Here is an 8,917-nt window from a genome sequence, read left to right as displayed (position 1 = left end):
CCTGCCGGATCGAGATCGACAACCTGCCGGCCGAGCCGGGGCTGCCGGCCGTGCCCACGGTCTATTCTTGGTCCGAGCCGGCACTCACCCTGGCCTTCGATCATGCCGCCATCTGGACGGTGCGGGTGCTTTCGGTTCCGCACCTGCCGGGCGTGTTCACGGTGACCACCGATGCGTGAGCCCCGCATCCTGCGGCACGCTACCAATCACCGCGAGCATCGTGCGAACGCTTATCCGTCTCACGGGGACGCGCTGGACGTCATCGCCAAGGCTTTCCGGGCCATCGCCGATGGCAAGCCGATCCCGCCGGAGGCCATGGCCTGGGTCGAGAACTGCGAGGCTGTGAAGGCCCGCTTCCCCAAGAAGCCCGGCTGAGCCTCTTTACCGTCAGGATACCTGCATGGCTGATCCTACCGTCTCCGTGACGGCCGGCTCGACGGATGTCGTCGGTGTCGGCACGTCCTTCATCGAGCGCAGGGGTGACCTGTTCATCCTTGCCGGTCTCACGGTGCCGATCTCCTACTCGACGCCGAGCCGGCTCACCCTGACCCAGCCCTGGCCGGGGGCAACGCTTGCGGGGCGGACGGACTTCGCGACACAACGCAGCGGCCCCTACTGGTCGACCACCGTCACGACCAATGAACAGTTGACCGACCTGATCGGGAAGCTGGACGCGGCTCTGCCGTTGAAGTTCGATGCCGCTGGCCCATTCACGCAGCGCGCCAGCCTCAACAATCAGCCGGCGGGATTCGTTTTCCTCTCGGTCGATCCGGCACCCTTCACCCTCTACGTGAAGCTCGCCAATTCGAACTCGGAGGCCGATTGGTCGGCCGGACAGCAGGTTAAGACGACTCCCGCGCAGTCCACTGCAGATGCGCAGGCAGCGGCGGTGCAAGCCCAAAGCGCAGCCAGTCTTTCTAATGACAAGGCGGCCCTCGCCACCAGCGCAGCTGGGACGGCGGCAGGTGCCGCGGCTGCCACGTCCGCCGACCGGACGCAAACGGGATCGGATCGTGCGGCCACGTCCGCCGACCGAATCCAGACGGGCCAGGATCGCGCTACGACCTCGGGCGCAGCAACCGCTGCTACAGGGGCGGCCGGGACGGCCACTACGCAGGCTGGGATTGCAGTCACTGCGAGACAGGTCACTGAGTCTGCCAGAGATGTAACGCTTCCAGCAGCAGCGCAGGCTGTGGCGGCGAATAGCACGGCTCAATCCGCCGCTGGAACATCGATCTCGAAGGCCGCCGAGGCGCAGGGCTACGCTGCTGACGCGCGTCAGTACGCAGCGGCTCTCGCGCTCGCCGCTTTCGACTTCAGCTTCGACAGCGCCTCTGACATCTCTAACGACTGGAGCAACGGCTGATGGCCCGCCAGAAGCGACAGTTCATGCGGCAGGGGGTCGCCGACCTTCCAGACCGAGCGACCGTGAACGCCTATGCCGGGGCCAGCGGCGAGCCGATCTTCGATGGCGACACGCTCCGGATCATGAACGGGACGACGCCTGGCGGCATTCTGCTGGCTCGCTCTGGGCGCAAGCCCGTCGCCGACGCGAACTACGGTGCCCAGGTGGCCGACGTGTACGTCGGGATCTCCGCGCTGACGGTCGGACGCACAGTCACCCTTCCAGCCGCCAGCGCCTATCCGCCCGGCCAGACCCTTTTCGTAGCCGACGAGACGGGTCTCTGCTCGCCCACGTTGCCGATCACGGTGGCTGCGGCCGGCAGCGATACGATCGCAGGCCAGGCCTCCATCACGATGGGGTCGCCTTATCAAAAGCTCGCCTTCCACTCCAACGGCTCGAACCTTTGGACCTTCGCATGATCCGCTCTCTCCGCTTCCTCGTTGCCACCGCGGCACTCCTCGTTGTCGTCCTGCCGCTTCATGCAGATCAGATCCTGGCACCAGCGCGGATCGATAATTCGAGCAAGATCGTATTGCCGGGTGGGCCGACGTTGGGGCTATGGTCCGGTGGCAAATACACCTCCCAGCCGGACGCTCTTCAAATCAAAGGTACGGGCTCCTCCGGCGATGTGTCCGGCATGAGCGTCACGCCGTCTTCAGGCGCGGCGTCTGGCTCGCTCGCCAAGTTGCTTGAGGCGCCAACTCAGTTCGACGGGATGACGACCTCGGGTGCATTGCTGTCACGCCTTTTCGCGCCTGGTCCGCTCATCAGCGAGGCGCCATCTGGCAAGGCGGGCATCCTACGTCTGGGAGGGGCGAATCCTGATACGGGCAAGGATTGGCTTGAGACCGAGATTCCCTACAGCAGTTCGATCGCGCAGGGTTCAGTTCTCGCTCTTAAGGGCCGGATCGGGTTGCTCGGCGCAAGCCGTACCTCCGACAATACGACGACGCCTGGAGCGCAGGGAACGCAGGGCGTCGCGGGGTTTTGCCTGAACGACAATGCGACCGTGGTGTCCTCGTGCTACGGGTTCTATGGCGAAGCCCGGCGCAAGTCCGGCGCCGGCTTCACTCATCTGTTCGAAGGCAATACGATCAATCAGGGGAGCGTTGTTCCTGTCACGCCTTATGGCGTCGCCCAGGGCGCGACGTTCGGTTACTGGAGCTCGTGCGGACGCGGTGATCTTGCCGATAGCGCCGCATGCAGCGCGGCCTACGCCATCGTCAACAACGGCGTGAATGGCGGGAATAGTGTTGGCTCACCTTGGCTCACCGGCATCCACTTCGGCTGCAACTCGATCCAGGGCGTTGACTGCACAGGCGCCGGCACAGGCGCCGCCCTGCAGATGACGCCTGGCCATCTGTTGAAGTGGATGTCCTCGACGGGTGGTCAGGCTACCTTCGGATCAACAGTAACGACAGACGCCGCCGCCCAGAACCTGCGGTTCACGAACAGTGGCCTTCTATTTTCGAACAGCGCTGGCAACCCTCTGTTCACGGTCAATACCAACACCAATCTGGCGAATGGCCTGACGTTGACGCCCGGGCCGGTAGGAACGCCGCCGATCCTGACTGCTACGGGCGCGGACGCGACGATCCCGTTCATCTTTCGCACGAGCGGAACAGCAGGGTCGTTCGACTTCCAGAACGGCGCTGGAGCGGAGGCATTCAAGGTCAGCCCAGTTGCGTCTGGGGTGAACTATGTCCTGGTGACTGGAGCGACGACGACAATCAGCCCGTCCGTGACGGCCACCGGCAGCGATACGAACGTCAATCTCTCGATGGGGGGCAAGGGCACCGGCCAAATCGTGACCACGTCGTCCCTGAGGATCACTCCGAGCCAGACGGGCGCGGCCGGCGGTATCACCAAGCTCGACCTGTGGAATGGCGGGTATGGCTTCGGCGTCTCGTCATCGGCGCTGGACTACGTTGCGCCGGCCGGGGCGGCGCACACGTTCTACGTCGGCGGCGCCGCAGCAGTGAAAATCACAAGCACCGGTGTTTCGACGCCCTCGGTGGCCTTCACTGCAACAACGGTTGCCGCTCTGCCGACCTGCAATGCCGGCACCCAAGACACCATTCGCGCGGTCTCTGATGCCACGGCGCCGACCTACCGCGGGGCGCTCACAGGCGGCGGTACAATCCGGACGCCGGTCTACTGCGACGGAACGAGTTGGACGGCGCACTGATAGTCGGCCGGGATCTCAACGGCCTTAGCCAGCCGATATGCGGCCATGGGCTCTCGTCGGGCCACTCAGTGCGGTACGCACGATCTCTGGCTCCACGCCAATCTTCTGGCCGTGCTCACCATGCACCCGCGGCCAGTGGTTCTGGCGGGTCAGCGCTTCGATGTCGTCTACCGAACATCCGCAGGCGAGCGCCAGCTCGGCCGGGGTGTGCCACCGCTTCGTCTGGTCCTGATGCATCATCTCGCCCTGCCCCGTCAGCGCAAATAGCCGGCCGCCCGCAACTCCTTCTCGACTGCATCGTAGAGCGCCTTCATGGAGTCGTCGTTCACGGCTTCTGGCGGCTGGACCGGCACCATCGGCGCGAATGCAATCCCCTGGCCCGCCAAAGAGCGGGCGGCATCGTCTTGATCCTGCTCGGCGTACTCCGAGGCGGTCTTTCGGCGAGCGGCAGAGAGAAATCTGCTGAGCATCGGCACCTCCTGATTGTGCTCATGCACAAAACGTGCCGCCGAGCGACAAGTCAAACCCACTAACTCCCTTCGAAACCCGGAGACCACCATGGCCGCATCCCTGGACAGGGCCGCGTTCTTCGCGGCTGCGCGCGCCGACCTGTTCGGCGGAAGCCTCTCACAGGCGCAGGTCGACGGCATTGAGCGCCTGATCGCCGCCTTCACGCTCTACGGCTCGGGCGACCGGCGCCATCTCGCTTACATCCTGGCGACCTCCTACCATGAGACCGGCCGGCGGATGATGCCGGTCCGCGAGGGCTTCGCGGCCACCGACGCGGCGGCGCGTGCGGCGGTGGCGGGCCTCTACGCCAAGGGCAAGATCAGCCAGAACTACGCCCTGCCCAACGCGCGCGGGCAGAGCTTTTATGGCCGGGGTGACGTTCAGCTCACCTTCGAGGCGAACTACCGCCGGATGGGGCAGGTGCTCGGCCTCGACCTCGTCGCGTTCCCAGACCTGGTGCTCGAGCCCGCCACCTCGGCGCGAGTGATCGTCGAGGGCATGCTGCGGGGCATCTCGGGGCGTGGCGACTTCTCCGGCAAGGCACTGGAGGACTACATCGACGGCGACCGCTGCGATTACGTCCAGGCCCGCCGGGTCGTGAACATCCTCGACAAGGCGGCGCAGATCGCGAGCTACGCGGGCGATTTCGAGCACGCGCTGGTCGTCGCCGGGATGCCGCGCAACGCGGCCGTCACCGACGCCGTCGGCAAGCCGATCCCGGTCGGGCCCGTCGAGACCAAGCCCCTCGCGCCGATCCCTGTCCTCCCGCCGCCGGCCGTGGTCGCCAAGCCGAACCTGCTCAAGCGCATCAGCGACTGGGTCGACGAGCGCTTCGGAGCCCGGTCGTGATCTGCCGCCTCGCCTGCTGGACGGTCGCCGTGGGCACGGGCTTGGCGCTGATGGCGGCCTGCGCGGTGGCGGCGATGATCGCGGTGGGCGCGCATCCGCACTGACCGCTCCCGAACCGGCGGGTGATCCGGCGTCCCTCAAGCCCAAGAGACCATCATGACCGCGAAGCAGCATCACGGCCTGCCCGTGTCCGGCTACCTGCCGCAGACCGAGGACAAGGTCGCCCTCGTCAACGAGAACAAGGCCCTGGAAGAGCGCGTCCTGCGCCAGTTCGACAAGCTCGGGGCCCTGCCCGCCGGCACCATCGACGGCCGTTGGTTCGCCATCGGGCGCACCGGCATCGAGCAGGCGTTCATGGCGCTGAACCGGGCGGTGTTTCAGCCGTCGCGCGTCGCCCTGCCCGACGACGACAAGCCCGCCAGCTAATCCCTAGATCGGAGTCCGCCCCATGAACCGCATCATCCTCGCGGCGCTGGCGCTCGCCTGCGTCGCCTCTCCCGCGCTGGCCGACGCCGGCACCGCAGTCACCTGGGGTGGCCTCGGCTTCATCGCCCTGATGGTCGTCCTCGGCGTCGCGGCGGTCGCCGTGATCCTGTTCGTCCTCGGCATCATCGCCAACGGCTTCAACCACTGAGGAGACAACCATGGACCTCGACAGCATGGCCGCGCACGCGACGACGCTCGCGCAGCAGGCCGCGAAAGGCGCCCTACACCGGCTGTGGACCTATGCAGCCGCCAACCCACGCACGTTTACGGTCGGCGCCATCAGCGTCTGCCTGCTCTCGGGCGTGATCGGCTTCGCCATCGGCGCGGGGGCCTGAGCGATGGTCGATCCCGTCGTCGTCTCCGCGGTCGAGGCGCACAACCCGCCGCCGGCCGGCACCGTCGTCACCACCACGACGGTCCGGCGCCGGTCCTGGAAGCTCCTGGCGCTCAACATCGTCAGCGGGCTCGCCTCGACCGTGCTGGCCGTGCTCGGCTACCTGCAGACGGTGAACCTCGCCGGCATCCTCACGCCGGAGAAGGCGCTGCTGTACGTCGTGGCGGTCAACGTCGCCAACATCGTCCTGCGCCAGTGGTTCTCCCCGCCGCAGGTGGTCGAGCAGCAGATCAGTACCGGGGGGCCGGGCTGATGCTCGCGCTCCTCGGCGGCTTCCTCGTCAAGCTCCTCGGGTCGGGCATCGCCGCCCCCGTCCTGGAGTATTTCAAGCAGCGCGACGCCTCGGGCCGGGACATCGCGGTCGCCGGCATCGACGCGGACCGCCAGCGCGATCTCGCGACGCTTCAGGGCGTGGTCGAGGCCAACAAGCTGAAGGTCGCGTCCCAGGCGGCCTACCCGTGGATCGTCTACCTGATCGCGGTCCCGCCCGCGATGCACGCGGCCGGCATCTACTTCGACAGCCTGCCCTTCTGGACGCCATGGGGCGCACACGTCGTCGGCGCCTGGGGCGTGCCGAAGCCGCCGGCTCCTTACGACGACTGGCAGGGCAAAATCCTGCTCTCATTCTTCGTCGTGGCCCCGGTGGTCCAGGCGATCCGGACCGGCGCGGCCGCGCTCGCGCGGCGCTGAGCGATGGAGTTCATCCAAGCCGCAGCCATTGAAGTGCCGACCGGCATCCCGACGGGTGCGGGCCCCGTCCTGCCCCCGGGCGTGGGCGAGGCCGCGACCCGGCTCGTCAGCGACGGCGGCATCCTCGGGGCGCTCCTTGTCCTCGCCCTGGCCGCCATCGTCCTTCTCGCGCGCGAGATGCACAGCCGGACCAACAAGTCCGAGGCGGCGCGCGAGGCGGCGCAGAAGACGCACGACGACGACCGGGAGGAGTGGCAGCGGCAGATCGAGTCGCACCATGAAAAGCGCGTCGCCGAGTTGCGGGACCTGGTCGCCGCGCTCAACAACTCGACGGCCTCGATGGCCGCCTTCTCGCAGACGCAGGCCGATCGCACCGCGACCTTGCACGAACTCGCGAGCAAGCTGGAGAGCGTGGCGCTCATCGCCCGCAACAACAGTGAGATGATCGACCGGAACCTGAAGGTCTACCAGGACCGCATCGGTGAACTGGCCGCCCAAGTCCGCGAGCTCTTGCGCGTATCGCTGAGGGCGGGTTCCGGCAATGGGGGCGTCTGATGGGGATCAGGGCCATGCTCGACGCTCTCTGGTCCCGCGTTCCGCCGCCACGAAGGCGGCCGCACCGGCGCCTCGGGCCGAGCGAGGAAAGCCTCCAGGCCGAGGCCGAACTCACGAAGCGCCAGGCGCAGGCGATGGACGCCAACAACCGGATTTCCATGGGCGCCGTCCTGACGGCCGGCCGGGCGATGGCGGCCGAGAGCAGCGTGCGGGCGATGCTCGGCGGCATGCTGGCCGAGATCGACAGAGGCAAGGACCGCGATGACCGGGCTTAGGCGCTTCCTGACGAACCGGCTGACGTGGCTGTCAATCGCCTACGTCCTCACCTTCTACCTGATCGCCCGCGCCGCGCCCGTCTCGACCCTGGCCGAGGGCGTGCGCACCGGCGTGGTGACGCTGGCCTTCATGGGGCTTGCCGCCTACGTCGGGGTTGCTGTCCGGGCGTATCAGGCCCACCGCTGGCCGAACGAGCCGCTCCTGGCCGCCCTCGGAACGTGCCTTCTCCTCGGCGGGCTCGCCTTCGGAGGGCTGTTTCAGATCCTCTGGCGGCTGAGCAATTTCGAGCTCTTCGTGGTCAACAACGACGTCTATTCCTTCACCGTCTCGCTGATGGGCGCGGGCATCTTCATCCTGATCACGACGCCCAACCTGTTCGGCCATGGCGTCTCGGGATGGTCTCGGTTCCGGCTCGGGCTGGCCTGGGTGCTGGCCGTGGTCTTCATCGTAGGGCTGACGGCGGCCTCCCCCGATCTGCGCTGGGTCGCCATGAAGCTGAAGCCGGCCCTGATCGAGACGACCGTTCCGTGACCCACCCCGAGCCCCAGAACCTCTGCGGGGTCTACATCCTGGCGGCGGCGCTGGTCGGCCTGATCGTCGGGACGATCACCTTTCGGAAGGGCCCGCCTCCAGGCTGACCCGCCCCCACCGCCGAATCTGTTCAGCCGGTCGCCCTTTCCAGCCCCGCCTTCAGCCCACCAGCATTAACCAGGAGGCTTTCTGCCCACGCTCAGCACGGTCAGGCTGGCGTTAGGATCAAGGGCGGCCTCTACAAAATCAATACCAGCCGCTCGAAATGCTCTTTGAAGCGCCCCGGATCGATCCATAATTAGAATGCCGAAATGCCCTCCGGCCATAATTCTGTTCCCAACTGCTGTGACTAAACCACTGCCCGTGATGACGTCTGCGATAGTTTGGGCATAAGATAAAGTTTCACCATCATCAAAAACATCGATCCTAATCAGAGGCTTGAGCTGTTCCGATTTTAATGACCGCGATAGCACCGCTGACTGTAATTCTGTCATAGTTCGGGGGCCAATTTTTTGTATTTGCAATTCTAATTCTAGGCTTCGTGCCCTAAAACGCTCTGCTTCTTTTTCTAAAACAGCGGCCCGTTCGTTGGCGCGGGCAGCGTCAGCCTTGGCACCTTCGGCGTTCGCGTTCGCCCCGGCTATCCTCTCGGCTGCCTCAGTCTTATATTGGTCGAGCTGGCGGTCCTTCTCTTCGCCAGAGGCGATTGAGAGCCGCCAGAGTCCGACGCTCGCCATTGCGGCCACGAACAGCGAGAGCAGGTAGATCCAATTTGTTACGGACAGCAGGCCATCGGTCGTCATGATTCCCCTTTGGGCCTTTCTGACGTTCTGCGCCGGCTTGGGTGCCTTGGGCATCCTTGTGACCTACTTCACCGTCAAGGATCTGCGTCGAATTCGTCGGAAAGGACGCTGACCCCCCTCGTGCTCCTAGCCCAAATTCCTGACCGCGAGAATGGCCGCGTCGCCTACGCGCTAGCCACCGCCGAACCCATCCAGCCCGCCGGCCTCGCGCCTGTCCGACGTCAGCACCT

General features: G+C 66.0%; 15 protein-coding genes. 13 read left to right on the top strand and 2 right to left on the bottom strand.

Features of this window, described 5'->3' with window-relative positions; translation table 11 throughout:
- Positions 1 to 171 precede the first annotated feature (171 nt).
- Genes COGEMETH_RS19465 through COGEMETH_RS19450 form a run of 4 tightly spaced genes read left to right on the top strand, consistent with a single transcriptional unit; the run spans position 172 to position 3,593 of the window.
- On the top strand, positions 172 to 375 hold the full coding sequence (locus tag COGEMETH_RS19465; protein ID WP_238184260.1) for a hypothetical protein: 204 nt from the start codon (positions 172 to 174) through the stop codon (positions 373 to 375).
- A 25-nt stretch (positions 376 to 400) separates the two neighbouring features.
- Positions 401 to 1,366, top strand: a complete 966-nt coding sequence (locus tag COGEMETH_RS19460) for a hypothetical protein (RefSeq protein WP_238184259.1) — start codon at positions 401 to 403, stop codon at positions 1,364 to 1,366.
- Positions 1,366 to 1,824 carry a hypothetical protein gene (locus COGEMETH_RS19455; protein WP_238184258.1) on the top strand — a complete coding sequence of 153 codons (459 nt, stop codon included), beginning with the start codon at positions 1,366 to 1,368 and terminating at the stop codon, positions 1,822 to 1,824. Before COGEMETH_RS19460 ends, COGEMETH_RS19455 begins: the two co-directional genes overlap by 1 nt.
- Positions 1,821 to 3,593 (top strand): hypothetical protein, encoded by a 1,773-nt coding sequence (locus COGEMETH_RS19450; protein ID WP_238184257.1) that lies wholly within the window; start codon positions 1,821 to 1,823, stop codon positions 3,591 to 3,593. Before COGEMETH_RS19455 ends, COGEMETH_RS19450 begins: the two co-directional genes overlap by 4 nt.
- Positions 3,594 to 3,847: 254 nt before the next feature.
- Here COGEMETH_RS19450 and COGEMETH_RS19445 read toward each other — a convergent pair whose 3' ends face one another.
- Positions 3,848 to 4,063: a hypothetical protein gene (locus COGEMETH_RS19445; protein WP_238184256.1), complete on the bottom strand. Its 216-nt coding sequence runs from the start codon at positions 4,061 to 4,063 to the stop codon at positions 3,848 to 3,850.
- Between the two features lie 88 nt (positions 4,064 to 4,151).
- Between COGEMETH_RS19445 and COGEMETH_RS19440 the strand changes: the two genes are divergently transcribed.
- The 9 genes from COGEMETH_RS19440 (at position 4,152) to COGEMETH_RS19400 (ending at position 7,884) form a co-directional block, all read left to right on the top strand.
- Entirely contained in the window at positions 4,152 to 4,952 is an 801-nt protein-coding gene (locus tag COGEMETH_RS19440; RefSeq protein WP_238184255.1) for a glycoside hydrolase family 19 protein, read from the top strand.
- A gap of 156 nt (positions 4,953 to 5,108) precedes the next feature.
- Positions 5,109 to 5,378, top strand: coding sequence for an Acb2/Tad1 domain-containing protein (locus COGEMETH_RS19435; RefSeq protein ID WP_238184254.1), 270 nt, complete (start codon positions 5,109 to 5,111; stop codon positions 5,376 to 5,378).
- A gap of 22 nt (positions 5,379 to 5,400) precedes the next feature.
- Positions 5,401 to 5,586, top strand: coding sequence for a hypothetical protein (locus COGEMETH_RS19430; protein ID WP_238184253.1), 186 nt, complete (start codon positions 5,401 to 5,403; stop codon positions 5,584 to 5,586).
- Positions 5,587 to 5,596: 10 nt separating this feature from the next.
- Positions 5,597 to 5,773 (top strand): hypothetical protein, encoded by a 177-nt coding sequence (locus tag COGEMETH_RS19425; protein ID WP_238184252.1) that lies wholly within the window; start codon positions 5,597 to 5,599, stop codon positions 5,771 to 5,773.
- A 3-nt stretch (positions 5,774 to 5,776) separates the two neighbouring features.
- Complete coding sequence (locus COGEMETH_RS19420) at positions 5,777 to 6,085, top strand: hypothetical protein (protein ID WP_238184251.1); 309 nt, start codon at positions 5,777 to 5,779, stop codon at positions 6,083 to 6,085.
- Entirely contained in the window at positions 6,085 to 6,522 is a 438-nt protein-coding gene (locus COGEMETH_RS19415) for a hypothetical protein (protein WP_238184250.1), read from the top strand. Before COGEMETH_RS19420 ends, COGEMETH_RS19415 begins: the two co-directional genes overlap by 1 nt.
- Before the next feature lie 3 nt (positions 6,523 to 6,525).
- Positions 6,526 to 7,077, top strand: coding sequence for a hypothetical protein (locus tag COGEMETH_RS19410; RefSeq protein ID WP_238184249.1), 552 nt, complete (start codon positions 6,526 to 6,528; stop codon positions 7,075 to 7,077).
- 14 nt (positions 7,078 to 7,091) lie between these two features.
- Positions 7,092 to 7,352, top strand: coding sequence for a hypothetical protein (locus COGEMETH_RS19405; protein WP_238184248.1), 261 nt, complete (start codon positions 7,092 to 7,094; stop codon positions 7,350 to 7,352).
- Positions 7,339 to 7,884 carry a hypothetical protein gene (locus COGEMETH_RS19400; RefSeq protein ID WP_238184247.1) on the top strand — a complete coding sequence of 182 codons (546 nt, stop codon included), beginning with the start codon at positions 7,339 to 7,341 and terminating at the stop codon, positions 7,882 to 7,884. Before COGEMETH_RS19405 ends, COGEMETH_RS19400 begins: the two co-directional genes overlap by 14 nt.
- Before the next feature lie 173 nt (positions 7,885 to 8,057).
- On the opposite strand, the gene COGEMETH_RS19395 is transcribed toward COGEMETH_RS19400, so the two are convergent.
- Positions 8,058 to 8,741 (bottom strand): hypothetical protein, encoded by a 684-nt coding sequence (locus COGEMETH_RS19395; RefSeq protein WP_238184246.1) that lies wholly within the window; start codon positions 8,739 to 8,741, stop codon positions 8,058 to 8,060.
- Positions 8,742 to 8,917: the final 176 nt, after the last annotated feature.

The sequence above is a fragment of the Methylobacterium trifolii genome, from assembly GCF_022179685.1.
In the GTDB taxonomy this organism is placed as follows: domain Bacteria; phylum Pseudomonadota; class Alphaproteobacteria; order Rhizobiales; family Beijerinckiaceae; genus Methylobacterium; species Methylobacterium trifolii.
Note: the sequence above shows the minus strand (reverse complement) of the source record. Positions and strands in the feature narration are given on the sequence as shown.

Excerpts from the sequence above, each read along its gene's own strand:
- COGEMETH_RS19410 (WP_238184249.1), top strand. The coding sequence starts at position 6,526 with ATGGAGTTCATCCAAGCCGCAGCCATTGAAGTGCCGACCGGCATCCCG.
- COGEMETH_RS19435 (WP_238184254.1), top strand. The coding sequence starts at position 5,109 with ATGACCGCGAAGCAGCATCACGGCCTGCCCGTGTCCGGCTACCTGCCG.
- COGEMETH_RS19455 (WP_238184258.1), top strand. The coding sequence starts at position 1,366 with ATGGCCCGCCAGAAGCGACAGTTCATGCGGCAGGGGGTCGCCGACCTT.
- COGEMETH_RS19430 (WP_238184253.1), top strand. The coding sequence starts at position 5,401 with ATGAACCGCATCATCCTCGCGGCGCTGGCGCTCGCCTGCGTCGCCTCT.
- COGEMETH_RS19450 (WP_238184257.1), top strand. The coding sequence starts at position 1,821 with ATGATCCGCTCTCTCCGCTTCCTCGTTGCCACCGCGGCACTCCTCGTT.
- COGEMETH_RS19405 (WP_238184248.1), top strand. The coding sequence starts at position 7,092 with ATGCTCGACGCTCTCTGGTCCCGCGTTCCGCCGCCACGAAGGCGGCCG.
- COGEMETH_RS19460 (WP_238184259.1), top strand. The coding sequence starts at position 401 with ATGGCTGATCCTACCGTCTCCGTGACGGCCGGCTCGACGGATGTCGTC.
- COGEMETH_RS19415 (WP_238184250.1), top strand. The coding sequence starts at position 6,085 with ATGCTCGCGCTCCTCGGCGGCTTCCTCGTCAAGCTCCTCGGGTCGGGC.
- COGEMETH_RS19400 (WP_238184247.1), top strand. The coding sequence starts at position 7,339 with ATGACCGGGCTTAGGCGCTTCCTGACGAACCGGCTGACGTGGCTGTCA.
- COGEMETH_RS19395 (WP_238184246.1), bottom strand. The coding sequence starts at position 8,741 with ATGCCCAAGGCACCCAAGCCGGCGCAGAACGTCAGAAAGGCCCAAAGG.
- COGEMETH_RS19465 (WP_238184260.1), top strand. The coding sequence starts at position 172 with ATGCGTGAGCCCCGCATCCTGCGGCACGCTACCAATCACCGCGAGCAT.
- COGEMETH_RS19420 (WP_238184251.1), top strand. The coding sequence starts at position 5,777 with ATGGTCGATCCCGTCGTCGTCTCCGCGGTCGAGGCGCACAACCCGCCG.
- COGEMETH_RS19425 (WP_238184252.1), top strand. The coding sequence starts at position 5,597 with ATGGACCTCGACAGCATGGCCGCGCACGCGACGACGCTCGCGCAGCAG.
- COGEMETH_RS19440 (WP_238184255.1), top strand. The coding sequence starts at position 4,152 with ATGGCCGCATCCCTGGACAGGGCCGCGTTCTTCGCGGCTGCGCGCGCC.
- COGEMETH_RS19445 (WP_238184256.1), bottom strand. The coding sequence starts at position 4,063 with ATGCTCAGCAGATTTCTCTCTGCCGCTCGCCGAAAGACCGCCTCGGAG.